The 19,509-nt window shown below is 69.8% G+C and carries 17 protein-coding genes and 1 riboswitch; of the genes, 8 read left to right on the top strand and 9 right to left on the bottom strand.

What is annotated here, in order from left to right; genetic code table 11:
- Positions 1 to 5: 5 nt before the first annotated feature.
- Positions 6 to 710: a response regulator transcription factor gene (locus VHD82_RS16910; RefSeq protein WP_325704048.1), complete on the bottom strand. Its 705-nt coding sequence runs from the start codon at positions 708 to 710 to the stop codon at positions 6 to 8.
- A gap of 147 nt (positions 711 to 857) precedes the next feature.
- Here VHD82_RS16910 and VHD82_RS16915 point away from each other — a divergent pair, with 147 nt between their 5' ends.
- The 3 genes from VHD82_RS16915 to VHD82_RS16925 are packed head-to-tail and all read left to right on the top strand — an operon-like array spanning position 858 to position 3,798.
- The gene (locus tag VHD82_RS16915) at positions 858 to 1,910 is read left to right on the top strand and encodes a LolA family protein (RefSeq protein ID WP_325704051.1); all 1,053 of its coding nucleotides are present in this window, start codon (positions 858 to 860) and stop codon (positions 1,908 to 1,910) included.
- Positions 1,907 to 2,926 carry an ABC transporter ATP-binding protein gene (locus VHD82_RS16920; protein WP_325704054.1) on the top strand — a complete coding sequence of 340 codons (1,020 nt, stop codon included), beginning with the start codon at positions 1,907 to 1,909 and terminating at the stop codon, positions 2,924 to 2,926. The genes VHD82_RS16915 and VHD82_RS16920 overlap by 4 nt, the downstream gene beginning before the upstream one ends.
- The gene (locus tag VHD82_RS16925; protein WP_325704057.1) at positions 2,923 to 3,798 is read left to right on the top strand and encodes an ABC transporter permease subunit; all 876 of its coding nucleotides are present in this window, start codon (positions 2,923 to 2,925) and stop codon (positions 3,796 to 3,798) included. Before VHD82_RS16920 ends, VHD82_RS16925 begins: the two co-directional genes overlap by 4 nt.
- A gap of 688 nt (positions 3,799 to 4,486) precedes the next feature.
- Here VHD82_RS16925 and VHD82_RS16930 read toward each other — a convergent pair.
- Genes VHD82_RS16930 through VHD82_RS16940 form a run of 3 tightly spaced genes read right to left on the bottom strand, consistent with a single transcriptional unit; the run spans position 4,487 to position 8,134 of the window.
- Positions 4,487 to 5,494, bottom strand: coding sequence for an ABC transporter ATP-binding protein (locus tag VHD82_RS16930; RefSeq protein ID WP_325704060.1), 1,008 nt, complete (start codon positions 5,492 to 5,494; stop codon positions 4,487 to 4,489).
- 1 nt (position 5,495) lies between these two features.
- Complete coding sequence (locus tag VHD82_RS16935; RefSeq protein WP_325704064.1) at positions 5,496 to 7,091, bottom strand: iron ABC transporter permease; 1,596 nt, start codon at positions 7,089 to 7,091, stop codon at positions 5,496 to 5,498.
- The gene (locus VHD82_RS16940) at positions 7,088 to 8,134 is read right to left on the bottom strand and encodes a thiamine ABC transporter substrate-binding protein (protein WP_325704066.1); all 1,047 of its coding nucleotides are present in this window, start codon (positions 8,132 to 8,134) and stop codon (positions 7,088 to 7,090) included. Before VHD82_RS16940 ends, VHD82_RS16935 begins: the two co-directional genes overlap by 4 nt.
- 22 nt (positions 8,135 to 8,156) lie before the next feature.
- A riboswitch (TPP riboswitch) is annotated at positions 8,157 to 8,272 on the bottom strand.
- 33 nt (positions 8,273 to 8,305) lie between these two features.
- Between VHD82_RS16940 and VHD82_RS16945 the strand changes: the two genes are divergently transcribed.
- Entirely contained in the window at positions 8,306 to 8,596 is a 291-nt protein-coding gene (locus tag VHD82_RS16945; RefSeq protein ID WP_325704069.1) for a 4a-hydroxytetrahydrobiopterin dehydratase, read from the top strand.
- Between the two features lie 62 nt (positions 8,597 to 8,658).
- Positions 8,659 to 8,946, top strand: a complete 288-nt coding sequence (locus tag VHD82_RS16950; RefSeq protein ID WP_325704074.1) for a hypothetical protein — start codon at positions 8,659 to 8,661, stop codon at positions 8,944 to 8,946.
- A 297-nt stretch (positions 8,947 to 9,243) separates the two neighbouring features.
- Here VHD82_RS16950 and ychF read toward each other — a convergent pair whose 3' ends face one another.
- Positions 9,244 to 10,326: a redox-regulated ATPase YchF gene (gene ychF / locus VHD82_RS16955; RefSeq protein ID WP_325704077.1), complete on the bottom strand. Its 1,083-nt coding sequence runs from the start codon at positions 10,324 to 10,326 to the stop codon at positions 9,244 to 9,246.
- 106 nt (positions 10,327 to 10,432) lie between these two features.
- On the opposite strand from ychF, the gene VHD82_RS16960 reads away from it, so the two are divergent.
- Together VHD82_RS16960 and VHD82_RS16965 are read left to right on the top strand one after the other, a co-directional pair.
- The gene (locus VHD82_RS16960) at positions 10,433 to 11,932 is read left to right on the top strand and encodes a DNA-3-methyladenine glycosylase 2 family protein (protein WP_325704080.1); all 1,500 of its coding nucleotides are present in this window, start codon (positions 10,433 to 10,435) and stop codon (positions 11,930 to 11,932) included.
- 109 nt (positions 11,933 to 12,041) lie between these two features.
- Positions 12,042 to 12,563 carry a methylated-DNA--[protein]-cysteine S-methyltransferase gene (locus VHD82_RS16965; RefSeq protein ID WP_325704083.1) on the top strand — a complete coding sequence of 174 codons (522 nt, stop codon included), beginning with the start codon at positions 12,042 to 12,044 and terminating at the stop codon, positions 12,561 to 12,563.
- A 3-nt stretch (positions 12,564 to 12,566) separates the two neighbouring features.
- Here VHD82_RS16965 and VHD82_RS16970 read toward each other — a convergent pair whose 3' ends face one another.
- From VHD82_RS16970 to VHD82_RS16985, 4 genes are all read right to left on the bottom strand, one after another.
- Complete coding sequence (locus VHD82_RS16970; protein ID WP_325704086.1) at positions 12,567 to 15,521, bottom strand: SMC family ATPase; 2,955 nt, start codon at positions 15,519 to 15,521, stop codon at positions 12,567 to 12,569.
- On the bottom strand, positions 15,518 to 16,663 hold the full coding sequence (locus VHD82_RS16975) for an exonuclease SbcCD subunit D (protein ID WP_325704089.1): 1,146 nt from the start codon (positions 16,661 to 16,663) through the stop codon (positions 15,518 to 15,520). The genes VHD82_RS16970 and VHD82_RS16975 overlap by 4 nt, the downstream gene beginning before the upstream one ends.
- A gap of 74 nt (positions 16,664 to 16,737) precedes the next feature.
- Complete coding sequence (locus VHD82_RS16980) at positions 16,738 to 17,658, bottom strand: carbon-nitrogen hydrolase family protein (protein WP_325704092.1); 921 nt, start codon at positions 17,656 to 17,658, stop codon at positions 16,738 to 16,740.
- A 12-nt stretch (positions 17,659 to 17,670) separates the two neighbouring features.
- On the bottom strand, positions 17,671 to 18,831 hold the full coding sequence (locus VHD82_RS16985) for an FAD-dependent oxidoreductase (RefSeq protein ID WP_325704095.1): 1,161 nt from the start codon (positions 18,829 to 18,831) through the stop codon (positions 17,671 to 17,673).
- A gap of 63 nt (positions 18,832 to 18,894) precedes the next feature.
- On the opposite strand from VHD82_RS16985, the gene VHD82_RS16990 reads away from it, so the two are divergent.
- Complete coding sequence (locus VHD82_RS16990; protein WP_325704098.1) at positions 18,895 to 19,488, top strand: TetR/AcrR family transcriptional regulator; 594 nt, start codon at positions 18,895 to 18,897, stop codon at positions 19,486 to 19,488.
- The last annotated feature ends 21 nt before the right edge of the window (positions 19,489 to 19,509 follow it).

A 19,509-nucleotide genomic window follows, 5' to 3' on the forward strand; every position in this document is an offset into this window, starting at 1 on the left:
TGAAATCACCCGGGCAGTACCTCGTCCAGCGCCGCGTCGGAGGCGAGGTACCCGTGCCCGCGCACGGTGCGCACGAGCGCGCCCGCGCCCACCGCGTCGAGCTTCCGCCGCACGTAACCGACGTAGACCTCGACGACGTTGCGCGTCGCCGCTTGCTCGTCACCCCAGACCGCGCGTAGCAACTCGTCCTTCGTGACGACCGTGCCGGCGCGGCTGACGAGCACCTCCAGCAGGCCGAATTCGCGCGGGCTCAACGCCACCGGGTCGTCGTGCCAGCGCACTTCGCGGGTGGCGCGGTCGACGAGCAGGCCGCCGATGCGCAACGGCCCGCGCAGCCCTTCGGTGGTCGCGCGCCGCAGCACCGCGCGGACCTGCGCGACGAGCACCACGAACGAGAACGGCTTCACCAGGTAGCCGTCGGCACCGAGGTCGAGCCCGTCGGCCTGGTCGACCTCGCCGTCCTTGGCCGAGATCATCAGCACCGGGGTGGAGATCCCCTGCGCGCGCAGGGCCTGCAGCACCCGGTACCCGGACAGCCCGGGCAGCATGATGTCCAGCAGCAGCACGTCGAACGAACCGGTCTGGGCCAGCCGCAGGCCGCTGGGCCCGTCGGCCGCCGTGACCACGTCCATCCCTTCCGCGCGCAGCCCACGGTGCAGCGCCTTGCGCACACCCGGCTCGTCGTCGACCACCAGCACTCTGGGCTTCACGCTGCCTAGAATGCACGGTTTTCGCTGGCCTTGCCTTCGTTCTCAGCCACCTCTCAGCGTCTCAGGCCCATCTCAGTGCCGAAGCGGGAGCGTCATCGGCGGGGACGGAGCACACTGGTGCTCGCCACGGACAGGGAGAAGAGTTCGATGCAACCGAAGACGAAGGCCATCACCGCCGCGGTCACCGGCTCGGCGCTCGGGGTCGCCGGCCTGGCGTGGCTCGCGATGCCCGCCACCGCGGGCGAGGCGCCGCAGCTGCCGTCGATCAGCGCCGAGGAACTGGTGCAGTCGGTGCTGTCCACGAAGACGCCCGCGCTGGACGGGACCGTGAAGGTGGACAACAACCTGGGGCTTCCGACGACCGCGCTGCCGGGGGGCACGAGCCTGAGCCTGGACGCGGCGCACGTCTACAACGACGGCAACGGCGACAGCAAGCTGTCGATCGAACAGGGCCAGGCCGACACCACCGTCGTGCACAACGGCAACACGGTGTGGACGTACAGCTCGAAGGACAACACCGCGACGAAGGCCACGGTGCCCGCCGACATCGCCCGCGGCGAAACCGGCGACGGCCAGGTATCCGACCCCGCGGCGGCGGCCACGCAGCTGCTCGCGAAGATCCGCGAGAGCAGCACGGTCAACGTCGAAGGCACGGCGCGTGTCGCCGGGCGGGCCGCGTACGAGCTGGTGCTGACACCGAAGCCCACCGAGCGCACGATGTTGCGTGAGGTGCGCGTGGCCGTCGATTCGGAGACCCGGACGCCGCTGCGGCTGGCCGTGATGACCTACGGAACGGCCGACCCGGCGCTGCAGATCGCGTTCAGCGACATCGACTTCGCCGCGCAGCCTGCCAGCGAGTTCCAGTTCACCCCGCCGCAGGGCGCGAAGGTGACCGAGAAGCAGGCCGAAGTGCCGCAGAAGCCGGACACGGGTGACACCAAGGTCGTCGGCGAAGGCTGGGACAGCGTGGTCGTCGGCACCGTCCCGGCGGACACCCTGCAGCCGAAGAACGACGGGAAGGGCCAGTCGATGGACCCGAGGAAGCTGCTGAGCCAGTTCGGCAAGCCGGTCAGCGGGGCGTTCGGCTCGGGCTACGTGATCTCCACGAAGGCCGGCACGGCGCTGATCACCGATGACGGCCGCTTCGCCGCGGGCGCGGTGCCCCAGCAGGTCCTGATCGACGCGCTGGGCACGAAGTGACCACCTCCTTCGAGGTGCGCGACGGGGCGGCGGACCGCACGGCCGCCGCCCCGGCTCCGGCACTCGCCGCGCGGACCAGGGGGTTGCGCAAGGTGTACCGGAGCACGGTCGCGGTGGACCAGGTCGATCTGGACGTGCCCGAGGGCGCGGTGCTGGGCATGCTGGGCCCCAACGGTTCCGGCAAGACCACCACGATCCGGATGCTGCTCGGCCTGGTCCGCCCGACCGAGGGCGAGGTCGAACTGCTCGGCCACGCCATGCCCGCCGGCGCCCAGCACGCGCTGCCCGACGTGGGCGCGCTCGTGGAGGGCCCGGGGTTCCACCCGTTCCTGTCCGGCCGGGAGAACCTGCGCCGGATGGCGGCGGCCGAACCCCGGCTGGCGGTGGAGGACGCACACCAGGCGGTGGAGGACGCGCTGGAGCGGGTCGGCCTCGGCGCGGCGGCGCACCGCCGGTACCGGGGCTACTCGCTGGGTATGAAACAGCGGCTGGGCCTGGCCGCGGCGCTGCTGGTGCCGCGGCGGATGGTGGTGCTCGACGAGCCGACGAACGGGCTGGATCCGTCCGGCACCAGGGAAATCCGCAAGATCATCGGGGAGCTGCACGCCGACGGGGTGACCGTGGTGGTGTCCTCGCACCTGCTCGCCGAGGTAGAAGCCACCTGCACGCACGTGGCGGTGCTGCACGACGGCACGGTCGTCGCACAGGGCGAGCTGAGCGAACTGCTGGAGTCCGGCAGCCCAGGCGTTCTGGTGTCCACTCCGGACGGTGACAGGGCGCTGGATGCCTTGCGGGGAGCGAGAATCCCGGCCCGGCTGACCCCGGACGGAGTGCGCGCGGACCTGACGACGGCGCTTGCCCCGCAGGTGGTGGAGGCGCTCGTGCACGCGGGGGTGCCGGTACACGAGGTGCGCCGCGAGCGCACCGATCTCGAGGATCTGTTCGCCCGGCTGACACAGCACGAAACCGAGTCGGCCGGACTGTCCGAAGTGGACGCAGGAGGGGTGGGGGAATGACGGCGGCGACACTGACCGTGCCGACCGGCCGGACACACGTCGGCCTGGCCCGGCTCTACCGCGCGGAACTGCGCTGGATCTTCCGCCGGCCGCGGACGCTGGTCGTGCTCGGCCTGCTCGCGCTCGTCCCGGCCGTGATCGGGATCGGCCTGGCCGTGGCCGGCGATTCGGGCTTCGGCCCCGGCAACACCAACGCGGGCGACGGAGGCGGCGGGTTGCTCACCTCCGCCGCCGGGAACGCGCTGGTGCTGCCGATCGCGGCGCTCGCGGTGACGCTGAACCTGTTGCTGCCGTTGACCACCGCGATGTCCGCCGCGGACGCCCTGGCGGGCGAGGCGGCGCACGGCACACTGCGCGGCTGGCTGCTCGCGCCGGTCAGCCGCGGTCGGCTGCTGCTGGTGAAAGCGCTCGGCGTGGCCACCTTCACGCTGGTCGCCGCGGTGCTCATGGCGGTGGTCGGCGTGATCACCGGGCTGGTGATCAACGGGACCGGTTCGCTGTTCACCTTGACCGGCACCACGTTGTCGTTCGGCGAGGCACTGGGCAAGATCGCGGTGGCGGCGGCCTGGGTGACGCTGCAGCTGTGGGCCATCGGCGCGGTGGCGCTGGCGATCTCCGCGTCCACCGAACACCCGATGCTGGTCGTGGTCTCGGTGCTCGCGGGCACGATCGTCTCGGCGGTGCTGCTCCTGCTCTCGGCGGTCGACTGGCTGCATCCGTTCCTGCTGCCGCAGTCCTGGGATTCGATCACCGACATCCTGCGGGATCCGATGCCCACCGACGGCCTGGCCCAGGGCGCCGTCCGCGCCGCGTGCTACATCGTGATCGGGCTTTCGCTGGCCTACGCACGCATCGCGACCAAGGACGGCTGAGTTCAGGCCGCGTTCAGCCCGAAAACGCTTCGCCGCCGCCTGCTCCACTGCGGCGAGCTGTTTCGCATAGAGGGCAACACGTTCCGGCTCCGCCTCGGCCAGTGCACGTACGGCAGCGGAGCCGGACTTGGCGAAGATCGCGGTGTCCATCGCGCCCGGTTCGACGACGACCACCGGGATCCCCCACGGCGCCGGCTCGGCCCGCAGCGAGCCGGAGAGGACGGTGAGTGCCCGCTCGCGCAGGCCGCACGGTTCCTCGAACTGGCGGCACAGTTCCTCGGCGGGCACCAGTTCGAGCGGGCCCTGGACGAGCACGCCGGCGTTGTTGATCAGCAGTTGCAGGCCGTCCGGCCCCCGTTCGTCCGCGATCGTCTTGACCACCGAAGCGACGCTTGCCGGGTCGGTGACGTCCAACAGCACCCGCCGCATGCCCGGCGCGGAGTGGCCCATGCCAATCCGGACACCTGCTCGGCGAACGCGGCGACGGAGCCTGGCGACCTGACCGCCCACCTGGACCAGGAGGCGAAGTTCTACCGCGAAACCGCGACCACCGACCACGCCTTTCGCCGACGCCAAGGATCGCCGCGAGTACGGTGACAGCCCGCAGACCAAATCCATGCGGACCACCGTCGAGGCCGCGGTGCGGCTGTACGAAACCCTTGCCGACAGGGCGGAATGGGCCAAAACCTCAGGCCCGCACTAGCACGACCCCGTCGGCATCCACGGCAAGGGAGACCTCGTCGCCGGGATTGACATCGGCGTCGACCGTTGTCGTCGCGTCCACTGTGTACTGTCCGGTTCGGACGCGCAGCCGGGCGTGCTCGCGGCGGTGCACCTTGCTCAGCACCTCACCCTTGACGCCTTCGGCAGCGACGTGCAGGGCATTGGGCCGCAGCCCGATGCGGACCGGACCTTCCGCGCCGGGCAGCGTCACCTCCCCGAGCGCGAACCGCACCACGCCGCCCTGGGCGGATCCGTCGAAAAAGCTCGTCACACCAAGGAAAGTGGCGACGTCTTCGTCCGCCGGGCGGCACCACACCTCCCGCACCGCGCCGATCTGGCGGATCTCCCCCGCACGCAACACGGCGACCCGGTCGGCGAGGGTGAACGCCTCCTCCTGATCGTGCGTGACCAGAAGCGCGGTGATCTTCGCACCGCGCAACACTTCGGCAAGGTCCAGCGCGAGCTGTTCCCGCAGCCCGGCGTCCAAACCGGACAGTGGCTCGTCCAGCAACAGCAGTCGAGGCTTCGGCGCGAGCGCCCGCGCCAGCGCAACTCGTTGCGCCTCGCCGCCGGAAAGCTCGGTGACCCGGCGCTGCCCGTAGCCGCGCAACCCCACCAGTTCCAGCAGCTGCCCGACGCGGTCCTTCCGGTCGCGCGCGGACATCCGCCGCATACGCAGGCCGAACTCGATGTTTCCGGCGACATCCCGGTGCGGGAAGAGCTGGCCGTCCTGGAACACCAGGCCGAACTCGCGCTCGTGCACCGGCACGTGGGCCAGGTCGTCCCCGTCCCAGCGGACGGTGCCCGCGGCGAGCGGTTCCAGGCCGGTGATCGCGCGCAGCAGGGTCGACTTGCCCGAACCGGACGGGCCCAGCAGCGCGAGCACTTCGCCGTCGGCGATGTCGAGCTCGGCGTCACCGACCGCGGTGAACGAGCCGTAACGGACGCTGAGACCCTGCACGGAAAGGCACATGTCAGAACTCTCCCACCCGGCCGGAACCCAGCCGGTCGATCACGATCACGGCGGCCATGGTCACCAGCATCAGCAACGCGCACGCCGCATACGCCATCTGGTTGTTCAGCTGCCCTGGCCGCGCGATCAACGCGGCGATGGCCACCGGCAGGGTCGGTTCCTGTGGGCGCGCGAGGAAACTCGTCGCGCCGAACTCGCCGAGCGCCACCACGTAACCGAAACCCGCCGCGGCCACGACGGACCGGATCGTCAAGGGGACGTCGATCTCCCGCCACACCCGCAGCGGCCCGGCACCGAGCGTCGCGGCGGCTTGCCGGAGCCGGTCGTCCACGGAGCGCAGCACCGGCAGCACCATGCGCACGACGAGCGGAATGATCACCAGCGCCTGCGCGAGCGGCACCAGCAGCGGGGAACGGCGCAGGTCACCGGGCAAGGCGTCGAGCGTGATCAGGTAGCCGAAACCGACCGTGACCGCGGAGACGCCGAGTGGCAACATCAGCGCGGCGTCCATGCTTTCGGCCAGGCCATGGGAAATCCGGCCCGGCGCCCGGCGCAACGCCACCACGAGCACCGCCGCCGAGACGCCGATGATGAGCGCCAGCATCGTCGCGTCGGTGGCGGTGCGCAGCGAAGTCAGCGCGGCCTCCCAGCCGGAAACCTGCAGCGTGCCGTCGTTCCCGGTGCTCGACAGCGCCCGGTACCCGGCGAAGCTCCAACCGTCCTCGGTGGACAGTGAACGGACGAGCAGCGCGACGATCGGCGTCAGCAGCAGGCCCAGCACGCCGACCGCGGCGCCGACCACCCACCACTCGGCACGCACCGGCCGGCGCGCGACCTCTCGCCGGGAACGAAGGCGCAGCGCGGTCTCCCGCTTCCTCCGAGCGACCGCGCCGAGCAACAGCACGGCGAGCACCGCGGCGATCTGCACCAGCGACAGCGCGGCCGCCCCGCTGAGGTCGAGCAGGTTCTCCGTGCGCAGGTAGATCTCGGTTTCCAGGGTGCGGTAGCGCGCTCCGCCGAGCACCAGCACAACGCCGAAACTGGTGGCACAGAACAGGAAGACCACCGCGGCCGCCGACATGATCGCGGGCAGCAACGCCGGCAGGGTCACCGAGCGGAAGGCCCGCCACTTCGACGCCCCCAGCGCCCGCGCGGCATCTTCCGCGCGTGAGTCCAGGTGCCCCCATAGCCCGGAGACGGTGCGCGCGATCACCGCGACGTTGAAGAACGCGTTGGCCAGCACGATCGAGAGCACCCCGCCGTCCGGCCACAACGCCCGGAACGCCAGTCCGACCACCACGGTCGGCAGCACGAACGGGACCAGCACCACGGTGCGGATCAGGCTCACGCCGGGCAGGCGCACCCTGGCGAGCACGAAGGCGAGCGGCATCCCACCCAGCACGGCGAGCACCGTCGAGCCCGCGGCCTGCGCCAGGGTGAACCACGCAAGCCGCCAGGTTTCGCCGTCCGCGAGCGCCGTGAGCACGTCGTTCCCGACGAATCCCCGGTTGAGGATCGCCAACACCGGCCAGGCGAAGAAGACCACGAGGAAGCCGAGCGGGACCAGGGCCAGCAGCCCCAGCCCCGCACGGCTCACTGGCCTAGCAACGAACGCCACTGCGCGATCCACTGTTCACGCCCGGCCTGCACCCGGTCGCCCGGCAGGTTCGCCGGGCTCGGCGGCAGCGGCGCGGCCTGCGTCCAGGCCGTCGGCAACGCCACGCCCTGGCGCGTCGGGTACACGTACATGTTGTCCGCGACGGTGGTCTGGAACTGCTGGGACAGCAGGAAGTCGATGACCTTCTGCGCCTTCTCGGGCTGTTTGGTGCCCGACAGCACGCCCGCGTACTCGACTTGGCGGTAGCAGGTGTCGAGCAATGCCTTCGTGCGTGGCTTGCCATCGTCCCCGATCTCGGCCGCCGGCGAGGAGGCGTAGGAGACGACGATCGGGCGTGGGCCCTTGCCGGAGGAGCCCGAGAAGTCCTGGCTGTAGGCCTCTTCCCAGCCGCTCACGGTCTGCAGGCCGTTGTCCTTGAGCTTCGTCCAGTAGGACTGCCAGCCCTGCTCGCCGTATTTGGCGATGGTGCCGAGCAGGAACGCCAGACCCGGCGAGGACGTCGCGGGGTTTTCGACGACGAGGAGGTCCTTGTAGCGCAGGTCGGTCAGGTCGTCGTAGCTCGTGGGCGCCGGAATCCCGTTCGAGGCGAACCAGTTCGTGTCCACGTTCAGGCACACATCGCCGAGATCCACCGCCGACAGCCTGTGTTCACTGTCGACGGCATAACGCTGAGGCCCACGGTCGGCTTCCGGGCTCGTGTACGAGTCGAAGACGCCTTCACTGAGCGCGCGCGAGGCGAAGGTGGAATCGACCCCGTACGCGACGTCGCCGAGCGGGTTGGCCTTCGTCAGCACAAGCGAGTTGGTGAGCGCGCCCGCGTCGCCCTTCTTCAGGACCTGGATCTTGATGCCGGTCTGCTGCTGGAACGCGTCGAGCACCTGCTGCGGCGCCGCCCACGAGTCGTGCGTGACCAGCGTGACCGTGGCGCCGTCGGCCTGGTCGTTTCCGCCGATCAGGGTGCAGCCCGCGGTGAGGACTCCCACCAGTGCGAGCGCCAGGCCCGTGCCCCAGTTGCCTTTCATGGCCCTCCTCGCGCTCACCGGCAGGAGGGATCGAAGGCCTCCCTGGCGCCGGCATTATCCGGATCAGGTGCGGACGGTCGCGGGCTCGGCGGCCCGCCTCTCAGCCCGGTCAGGTACCGGACTCCCGTGGCAACCGTGCAGCGTACCCGTCCGGGTATCACCATGGGACACATGGCAGAGCTATGGACGGACGAACAGATCTCCGCCGGGCTGGGCAAGCTTCCCGGCTGGCAGCGCAGCGGTGATTCGCTGGAGCGCACCGCGGAGCTCGCGGATTTCCCGACGGCGATCGAGGTGGTCAACCGGGTGGCCGAGATCGCGGAGAGCGTGCAGCACCATCCCGACATCGACATCCGGTGGCGGAAGCTGACATTCCGGCTGAGCACGCATTCCGCGGGCGGACTGACCGAAAAGGACTTCTCATTGGCCGGACAGATCGACGCGACGATCGACGCGGTGTGATCTGCCTCGCGACGGCAACATAAGCGGGGTGCTGGTGCGTTGCCCAGGCGGGAGGACGCACCATGTCGAAGATCATCATCCGGGCCACGGGGTTCGTGGCCGTGTTCACGTTGTTGTTCGCACTACTGGCCGGAGCCGCGGAGGCGAGCCCGGCTGCTGCCACGGGGAAGGCAGCCACCTCGTCCACGGGCGGGACGGGCGCGACGGCGGAGAAGCCCGGACCGGCCGCCGCGTCGTCCACGGGCGAGACCCGCGCCGTGGTGGTGGGCGGCCTGGCGTTCGTGCTGATGGTGGGTGCCGCGGGCGCTGTGCTCTGGCACACCGCGCGCGGCCGTCATTCAGCCGAGTGACCTGCGCCGGAGCGGGCGTGGGGTGAATTGCCTCACAGGTGGATGAGAGTGGTAACACTCACCGTGATCCACACGCTGTCACCCGAGGAAGAGCCGTACTAGCCCCTCGGGACCAGTCATGCACACAAGCACCCCCGCCCTGTCCGCCACCCAGCGCGCCTGGGTTTCCGCGATCGCCACGACCATCACCCTGCTGGTCGTGATCCTGCTCGGCGTCGCCGGCTGAGTTCTTAGATCCACCCCGACGGCGCCGGCTGATTCTTTCGGTCGGCGCCGTCGGTTTCGCAGTGCCGGGAGTCAGACGTTGAAGCGGAATTCGACCACGTCGCCGTCCGCCATCACGTAGTCCTTGCCTTCCATCCGGACCTTGCCCGCGGCCCGCGCGGCGGCCACGGAACCGGCATTCATCAGGTCGTCGTACGACACGACCTCGGCCTTGATGAACCCGCGCTCGAAGTCGGTGTGGATCACCCCGGCGGCCTGCGGCGCGGTCGCCCCCTTGGGGATCGTCCAGGCGCGCGACTCCTTCGGCCCGGCCGTCAGGTACGTCTGCAGCCCGAGCGTGTGGAACCCGGCGCGAGCCAGCGCGTGCAGCCCCGGCTCCGGCTGCCCGACCGACTCGAGCAGTTCGCGCACGGACTCCTCGTCGTCCAGCTCGAGCAGCTCGGCCTCGATCTTGGCGTCGAGGAAGACGGCGTCGGCGGGTGCGACGAGCTTGGTCAGTTCCTCGCGCTTCGAGTCATCGGTCAGCACACCTTCGTCGGCATTGAACACGTACAGGAATGGCTTCGTGGTGAGCAGGCTCAGCTCACGCAGCAGCGCACCGTCGACCTCGTTCTGCGCGGAGAAGAGCGTGCGGCCGCTGTCGAGGATCTCCTTGGCCTGCTGCGCCGCTTCCAGCGCGGGCCGGTTCTCCTTCTTGGTGCGCGCCTCTTTCTCCAGCCGGGGCAACGCCTTCTCCAGCGTCTGCAGATCGGCGAGGATGAGTTCGGTGTTGATCGTCTCGATGTCGGACGACGGGTCGATCCGGCCGTCGACGTGTACCACGTCCGGGTCGTCGAACACGCGGATGACCTGGCAGATCGCGTTGGCCTCGCGGATGTTGGCGAGGAACTTGTTGCCGAGCCCGGCGCCCTCGGACGCCCCCTTCACGATGCCCGCGATGTCCACAAAGGACACCACGGCGGGCACGGTCTTCTCCGAGTCGAACAGCTCGGCGAGCTTGTCCAGCCGCGGGTCGGGCAGCGGCACGACGCCGACGTTGGGCTCGATCGTGGCGAACGGGTAGTTCGCGGCGAGCACGTCGTTGCGGGTCAGCGCGTTGAAGAGGGTGGACTTGCCGACGTTGGGCAGCCCGACGATGCCGAGGGTGAGACTCACGGGCGTCGAGTCTACGTGCGGCCGTGTGCAACCCCGGCCCGGGCCGCCCACTCTCGTGTCGGTTTTCCGCCAGTCAATCCGCTGACCTGCTGGCAGTATCGAGAGCATGACAGCCGTAGCTACCCCCGCCGAACAGGCGGTTTGGCGCGACGCGGAGCGTTGCTACCGCGCCCTCGCCTCCCGGGACGCCCGCTTCGACGGCCAGTTCATCGTCGCCGTGAAGACCACGGGCATCTATTGCCGGCCGTCCTGCCCGGCGCTCACGCCGAAGGCCGCCAACGTGCGCTTCTACCCGACATCGGCAGCCGCGCAGGCAAGCGGATTCCGCGCCTGCCGCCGCTGCCTGCCCGACGCCGTGCCCGGCTCACCGGAGTGGAACCTGCGCGCCGACCTGGCGGCACGGGCGATGCGCCTCATCGCCGACGGCGTCGTCGAGCGCGACGGAGTGCCCGGCCTCGCCCGCAGGCTCGGGTATTCCGAACGCCAGCTCGGCCGGGTGCTCACCGCGGAGCTCGGTGCGGGCCCGCTCGCACTGGCCCGCGCCCATCGCGCGCACTCGGCCCGGCTGCTCATCGAGCTGTCCGAACTGCCGCTCGCGGATGTCGCGTTCGCCTCCGGGTTCTCCAGCGTGCGCCAGTTCAACGACACCATCCGCGAAGTGTTCGCACGGACACCGTCGCAGTTACGCGCCTCTGCCACGACAGCCCGTCGCCGGGCGAACGGCAGTAAGGCGAACGGCAGCGAGCCGGAACCCGCCCCCACCACCGGCACGAAGCTGTTCCTGCGCCTGCCGTACCGGAAGCCCTTCGATGCCGAGGGCATCCTGGGCTTCCACTCCCGCCGGGCGGTCGCCGGTGTCGAATGGGCACGCGACGACGGCTACGGCCGCACCCTCCGCCTGCCGCACGGACCCGCGACGATCCACCTCACCCCGCAGGACGGCCACATCCGCTGCGAGCTCCAGCTCGCCGACGTGCGCGACCTGGGGAGCGCCGTTGCGCGCACCCGCCGCCTGCTCGACCTCGACGCCGACCCCGAAGCCGCGATGCGCGTGCTGCGCACGGACCCGGCGTTGGCGCCCGCCGTCGAAGCCACCCCGGGCATCCGGGTTCCGGGCGCCGTCGACGGATCCGAGCTACTGCTGCGAGCCATGCTCGGGCAGCAGGTATCGGTCGCCGCGGCCCGCACGGCCGCAGGTGCGCTCGCCGAAGCGCTCGGCGAGCAGCTGCCGTGGCCGAGCGGCACGCTGTTCCCGGCACCCGAGGCCATCGCCGAACACGGGCACGAGGTACTGCGCGGCCCCGAGCGCCGGATCTCCGCGATCCTCAGGACAGCCGAAGCCCTCGCGTCCGGCGCCGTCGACGTGCACGTTGGCCGCGACGCCGACGAGCTGCGCACCGAACTGCTCGCCCTGCCCGGGGTCGGCCCGTGGACCGCCGACTACGTACTCATGCGCGTACTCGGCAGCCCTGACGTCCTGCTCACCGGCGACCTGGTGCTGCGCAAGGGCGCGGCAGCGCTCGGCATCGGCGATCTCGACCGGCATTCCCAGGCCTGGCGGCCATGGCGCTCCTACGCAGGCATGTACCTGTGGCGCAGCGCCTGACCGGCCGGCACCGGACCCACCGGCACCCGAACCACCGCCACTACCGAGACAGCGACACCCCAGCACCCAGCACCCAGCACCCCAGGCATCCGTACCCGAGGAGATCTCGATGAGCATCGCCCATTGGTCCACAATGGACACATCCACCGGCCCCTTCACGGCCGTCGTCGCTTCGGACGGGGCCGTACTGGCCTCGGGCTGGACCGCCGACGTCACCGAGCTGACACCGCTCATCTCGCGCTCGCTCGCACCGGGCGACCTGCGGGAGAAGCGCGACCTCGGCCAGGTCAGCACCGCGATCCGCCGCTACCACGAGGGCGACCTCGAGGTGATCGAAGAGGTACCGGTCCGCCAGCGTTCGGGCGAGTTCCGCGAGCACGCCTGGGATGTGTTGCGCACCGTTTCGGCCGGCAAGCCCGTCAGCTACGGCGAGTACGCCGCACTCGCGGGCAGGCCGACAGCCGTCCGGGCGGCCGCTGCTGCCTGTGCGCGCAATGCGACGGCACTGTTCGTGCCCTGCCATCGGGTGCTGCGAACCGGTGGAGCCCTCGGTGGCTTCCGCTGGGGCGTCGATGTGAAGCGCTGGCTGCTCGCACACGAGTCCCCGGAGCGGGTCGCCGGGCTCGGCTGAAGGTCACATCTGAACCTCCAGGGTCGATCCGGTCCGCGCCTTGCGCACCCGCAACCGGGTGGGGATGCGCTGGCGCAGTTCCTCGACGTGCGAGACGAGTCCGACAACCCGCCCGCCGGCACGGAGCTCGTCGAGGATGTCCATCACGACGTCGAGGGTTTCGGCATCGAGCGTGCCGAAACCCTCGTCGACGAAGAGAGTGTCCAGCAATGCGCCACCGGTCTCGGCGGCCACCACGTCCGCCAGGCCGAGCGCGAGAGAGAGCGAAGCCAGGAACGACTCGCCACCGGACAGGGTCTTGGCCGGGCGGACCGTGCCCGAATAGTCGTCCAGCACGTCGAGACCGAGGCCACCGCGGGCGCCGTGAGAACCCTTCGCGTCGGAATGCACGAACGAGTACCGGCCCTGACTCATCGTCCGCAGCCTGGCTGTGGCGGCGAAGGCGACCTCTTCCAGGCGCGCGGCAAGCACGTACGACCGCAGCGACATTTTCCGCGCGTTCTGACCGCGCCCGTTGACCACGTCGGTGAGCGCATCCAGTTCGGCGAAGTCGGCTTCCAGTGGGCGGATCGCCTCGTCGGCCGCAGCAAGCCGTTCGGCGAGCGTGTCCAGTTCCTTCGCCCGGCTCACTGCGGCGCGCGACACGGCGACAGCCGTCTCTGCCTCGGTACGCGCGGCTTTTGCCGTGCCGGCCGCCGATTCGAGATCCACCTCGTCGTTCGGCGTGATCCCGGCCAGCTCGGGCTCGGCCAGCACCCCACGCGCTCCGGCCTCCTCCTTCGCCGCTGCCGAAAGCTTTTCCTCCAGCCTCGCCACCGTTTCCTCGGACCGGGCCGCCGCCCGCAGCTCGTCGACCGAGGCGAACCCCGCACCGTCCAGCGCTTCCTGTAGCTCCTCCTGCCGCTGCGCGAGCTGCTCCTCCGCGGTCACCCTCCGCAGCTTCGTCTCGGCAAGCGCCTCCAAGGCCCGGACAACGCCAGTCAGATGAGCACGCCGCGCACCCACATCGGTGTGTTCGCCGCGCGCGGCTTCGAGCCTTCGGCCCCGCTCCTCGATCTGCTCGGCCAAGGTCCGCCGCCGGGTCTCGGCCGCTGTGGCCATGTTCTGTACCGCGGCCAACTTCTCGTTGAGCGAAGCGGACTCGTCCTCGGCCGCCTCTGTCTCGGCAACCAGAGCGGCCTTTCGTTGCGCCAGCGCGGAGACTGCCACCAGTTCGCCGCGGACCTGGTCGAGCTCAGTGCTCAGTTCGGCCTCGGTACGACCCCGCAAACGTTCGCGCAACGCGGTGAGCGCGGTCCCCGCCTTGTGCCGCGCGGTCTCGGCGGCGGCCCGAGCTTGCTCGGCTCGCTGCTCGGCAGCTTCCGCTGTTGCCTCCTGCTCGCGATCGACCAGGCCCTTGGTCGCCTGGGCCAGCACAGGGTGGTCACCGGAACCGCAAACCGGACACGGCGCCCCATCGACAAGGCGGGCCGCAAGCTCCGCGGCCATGCCGTCGAGCCGCAGCGCACGCAGTTCGAGGCGATGTTCCCTGGCCTCAAGATGATGCTCCGTCGCCGCGCGGACCTCGTCCTCCGACACCTTGAACGCGGCTTCGGCCGCAGGCAGGCCCATCGCGTCGCGCACCGCGGCAGCCAGTTCCGTTTCCCTGGCGCGCAATGTCTCCAGCCGGATCACGGCGGCATTCGCGGCTTCCAGATCGGTGCGCAGTTTCTTCAACCGCTCAGGCAGCCCGGCCAGCCTCTCGGCAAGATCCGCCGCTTGTCGGCGCGCATCCGAAACCGCTTTGTCGAGTTTGCCCAGTTCCCGCCGATCCTTGCCCTGCTGCTCGGCTTCCGCCACAAGTCCGGCGAGCGCGCCGGCTTCCTCGCGCAACTGCCCAGCCAACCGCCGCAACTCCGCCGCGTCAGCGTCGGCCGAGCCGCTGCCGCCCAACTCGCGGGCACGGAGTTGCTCGGTCTGCCGCGCCTCGTCCAGCTCTCGCGCGGACCGCTCGGCCTGCATGGCCAGGCCAAGCACTGACGTGGCCCGCCGCGCCGCCTCGACCTCCTCGGACCAGCGCTGCAACTCCGGCCGCTGTTCCTCCAACGTGGCGAGTTTCCGGTGCGCCGCCCGGACACGGTGTAGCCGTTCCGCCGCTGTCCGGCGCTCGGCCAGCATCGCCTCGGCCTTCTCCTGCAGCGACCTCGCCCGTGCCTCCACGGCCTCGGCTTCGCGAACGCTCTCCGCCGCACGTTCCCGGATTCCGGCCACCCAGTCGGGCAGACCCTCCTCCGGCGCCTCTTCCTTGGCCACCTGCGCGAAGCGGGCAACCCATTCCCGTACCTCCTGGCGCCGCCGCTCCAGCTCCTGCCGCCGCTCCAGCCGAACGTTGCGGAACCAGGCCTCCACGTCGGCGAACCGCTTGGTGCCGAACAGCCTTTCCAGCAACCGTTCACGCTCGTCGGTGTCCGCGCGGAGGAACCGCGCGAACTCCCCTTGCGGCAGCAGGACGACCTGGAAGAACTGGTCGGCACTCATCCCGAGCAGCCCCTGCACGGTGCGGCCGACCTCGTCGATCCGGGCCAGCCCCTCCGCCGGATAGCCGGCCGGCACATCATCCAGCCAGGTCAGCGATGCCCTGGCCTGCTGCGTCGTCGTGCCTTCGCCACGTCGTTTGGCACGTTGGTACTCCGGGCACCGCACCAGCCGCATGCGCTGCCCCTGCACGGTCAGCTCCAGCGCGACTTCCGTGGCCTGCTCCGGATCGGCCGAGTCGCACCGCAACCGTTTCACCTGCCCGCGCGCGCCGGGCACCACACCGAACAACGCAAACGCCACTGCGTCCAGCAGCGTGGTCTTCCCGGCGCCCGTCTCCCCGTGCAGCAGGAACAATCCATCGGAACCGAGCGCGTCGAAATCGACGACCTCGCGCCCGCGGTATGGGCCGAACGCAGTGATCTCCAGGCGGTGCAGTCTCATGACTCGCCCCTGCCCGCGGCTTCGAGCGCGCTCCGCAGCAGCTTCCGCTCGCGCTCGTTCGGCGGCGCACCCCGGCAGTCGTCGAGGAAGTTCCGCGCGATCTGGTCGTCAGAACGTCCGCGAACCGCTTCCGCATATCGCAGCGTCGCCGTTGTGTTGCCGTTCTCCGGCAACCAGTCCAGGTGCACGGCATACGGGAAACGCTCGCGCAGCCGCCGCATAGCGTCGACGGGGCGGACGGAATCGGTCAGCGTCACCGAAAGGTACGACTCCGCGAGGGCCTCGTGTTCCGGAGCGTCGAGCAAGGCCTCCAGTTTGCCCGAAAGCTTCGCCAGTTTCCGGGGAACCGGCAGCTCGTGCCGCCGCACGTCGGCGAGCCCATTCGCGTCGACGTCCACCAGCCAGACGGATTTCCGTTGCTGCGCTTCGGAAAACGAGTACGCCAGCGGACTGCCCGAATAGCGCAGATGCTCGGCCAGCGTCTGCGGGCCGTGCAAATGTCCCAACGCAACGTAATCCATTCCCTCGAACACGTCCGCGCCGACCTGCTCGACTCCGCCGACGGCGATCGTCCGCTCGGAATCGGTACCCTGCCCGCCGGTGACGAAGGCATGCGCCAGTACGACCGACCGGGCCCCATCGCGGCCGGCGAGATCAGCTCGCACGCGGCGCATCGCCTCGCGGAGAACTCCGTTGTGCCCCTTGGCATCCGGCACACCGAGGCCATGCCTCGCCGGTTCCGGCTCGAGGTAAGGAATGCCGTAGATCGCGACCTGGCCGTGCTTGTCCGCGAGCAGCACCGGATCGTCGATGCGGTCGATCGTGGTGCGCAGGTGCAGACCGCCCGCGGCGGCGAAATCCCCGAACGCGCCGAGCCGGGGCGCGGAATCGTGGTTGCCGGAGGTGATCACCAACTGCGCGCCGGCCTGCCGCAACCGCAGCATCGCCCGGTTCGCGATCTGCACGGCTTCGGCGGAGGGGACCGCGCGGTCGTAGATGTCCCCGGACACCAGCACGACGTCCACCGCCTCGGCGGACACCAAGTCCGCGAGGTGGGCGAGGACGGCTTCCTGCTCGGCGAGCAGGTCCGCGCCGTGGAAGGTGCGTCCGACATGCCAGTCGGAGGTGTGCAGGAATCTCACAGCGCCCAAGCTAAGGCCGGGTACCGACAAAACCCCGGAGACATGCCGCAGCGGTTCACCCGATCAGGGAACAATCACAGTTCCGTTCGCCGCCGCGACCGCGCGTCGTCGACCAGCGTTCCACTGTGCAAGATCCCGTTCATCGCGCGAGACCGCCACGCCGCCGTCGAGTCATACAGCGGAGCTTCGGTGTCGATCACGGAAATCAGCACTCCCGCACGGTTTCGCGGCAATCGTCCAGTGACGACCCCGTCCGCGCGAAGGAAGAACGCACCCCAGCAACTCTCCCTCGCGGAAGAATTCGGGCAGCTGATCCACAGATGATTCGCGGCAGCAGCGGCGGTCATTGTCGAGGGCTGGGTGATACCGGGGTAGGTGCCGCCGGGATTGAGCCGCTGCAGGTCATCGCCCACCTGCGCCCGGACAGCGGCAAACGTTTCGGGCGACATGTGCGCGGCATGGTACGAATGGAACACCAACTGCACTTCTTTTCGTTTGTAATCGCGGTAAAGCTCGGGATAGCGGAAGTCATGGCAGATCAGCGCGCCGCAGCGTATGCCGTTGATCGTGAAGACCGTGGCGTGATCGCCGGGCGTGTAGTGTGCAAGATCGCCGGATCGCTCGTCGGGGCCGCCGGCGCAGAATCTTTTGTCGTATCGGTCGACTATCGCACCGCAACTGTCGACGACGTAAAGACTGTTGTGCGGCTTGTGTTTCCCGGTCAGTGGATGAGTCGAGCCGAGCACTGCCCAGATGCCGAGCCGCGCGACGAGGCCAAGAATTTCGCATGTCACGGATTCCAGCAACGACCAGTCGAATCCCTGGTAATCCGAAAAATCCGAGCCGGCATATCCGGAGAGGCAGGCTTCCGGGAAATGCGCCACATCCGCGCCGTGCTCGTGCGCGAATCGCAACTGGCGTCGAACATAACGAGCGTTGCGGCGGATGTCCGCGCTGACCGGGAACTGGCAGGTCGCGACCGTCAGGGTGGCCATGCCACCGAGTATTCACCCGAAAGCAGGTTTGTCTCCAGCTGCGCCCGCAGGTGGGTTCCAGTCGGCGACGCCACGGAACGCGCGTACCGAAACGCCGAGCGGGGTCAGGCGAATCAGGGTGTTGCGGATCGCCGTCAGCGTTCTGCCGGACACCGCCGGGGCGAGGCCGGCGGTGTGGGACCGCTTGGCAAGGCGGTGCACGCGAGGCAGCCGAGACCTGTCGTAGCCGCGTAACCGGTCCTCGACGGCACCACCGCTGTCGAGCGCGGCGGCAAGTTCGACCGCGTCTTCGAGCGCAAGGCAGGCGCCCTGGCCGAGATTGGGCGTCATCGCGTGGGCGGCATCCCCGACGAGAGCCACGTGACCGCAGACGAGCGTGTCCAACGGCACGAGTTCGAAAAGCTCGTGACACAACAGCTCGTCCGGCGTGGCCGCGGCCAGGAGCTGTGGCAGCGGATAGTGCCAGGGCGCGAAACGCTGTTGCCACCACGGCAAAGCGCGCGACGCCTCGGGGACACGACGAGTGACGTAGTAGGCGTAAAGGCGACCTTCCGGAAGCGGGGAAAGACCTGCGTAATCACCGCGCCCCCACGTTTCCCCGCCGCCGACCGCGCGCGAGTCCTCGAGCTTTCCGATCAACCGAGCCGCGACCATCCCGGTCGTGCGCACTTCGGCTCGCGGCCACAACGCACGGCGGACCGCACTGTTGAGGCCGTCGGCGCCGATCACGACGTCGCCGCGTAGGGCGCCGTCGACAACCGCGTCCGCAGTCACGCCGCCGACCGCGGCGCCGACCCGGATGCCGACTTGTTCGTCCCCGGCCAAGGCATCCTGCAAGGCCGCCAGCAGGTGACGACGTTCGAGCACCAGGATTCCACCGTCCGGCTGCGCGGCGAGTTCGCGCATGACGTCGCCGGTGAGCCATTTCCCGCGCTGATCACGCATGCCGCCGCTGACCAGAGCCTTCCCGCGCGACCGGACGTGCGGACCGAGACCGAGTACGTCGAGCGCACGCAATGCGTTGGGCCACAACGTGATTCCGGCGCCGATCTCGCTGATCGAGGTTCGCCGTTCCAGCACGGTCACTCGCCAGGACCTGCGCCGCAACGCCAGCGCAGTCGCCAGCCCGCCGATGCCACCACCGACGATCACCGCATGCGGATTCGCTGCCATGCCGACCACTCCCTCTACATCCGTAGAGCTACGCTACAGATGTAGAGGATCGGAGGAAAGCCGATGGCAGACCGGATGACGTTGATCGGCGACACTGCTATCCAGCTGCTCGCCGAGCGAGGGATGCGCGGGCTGACGCATCGCGCGGTCGACGAGGCGTCCGGGTTACCCGCCGGCTCCACGTCTTACTACGCGCGGACGCGGGAAGCGTTGCTGGAACTGACCGTCTCCCGGCTGCTCGCGCTCGACCAGGCCGATGCCGCCGGCGGTCCGTTCCCCACGACTGCGGGCACGATCGACGAGCTGACCGAGCTCATCGCGCGCGGCCTGCAGCAACTGCTCGACGGCGGGCGGGTTCGCACCCTCGCCCGCTATGAAATCGCGCTCGAAGCAATGCGGCGCCCCACATTGCGCTCTTACTACGACCGCGCGGGAAAGGTCCTGCGCCGCCAAGCAGCCACGCTGCTGGAGCAAAACGGCTCACCGGCACCCGAGCGGCACGCGCGAGCGCTGATCGCGTGGTGCGACGGCATCCTGTTCGACTCACTCGCCGGCGCCGGCGGCGGGTGGGCATCGGGACGGCCGACGCTGGCCGAACTACGCCGGAGCACGGGCGAACTGCTCGCCGGGATGCTGGGGTCCGAACAAAATTCCTGACCGGCGACAGCGCTGGTCAAA

The sequence above is a fragment of the Amycolatopsis sp. genome (genome assembly GCF_035546795.1).
GTDB lineage: Bacteria > Actinomycetota > Actinomycetes > Mycobacteriales > Pseudonocardiaceae > Amycolatopsis_E.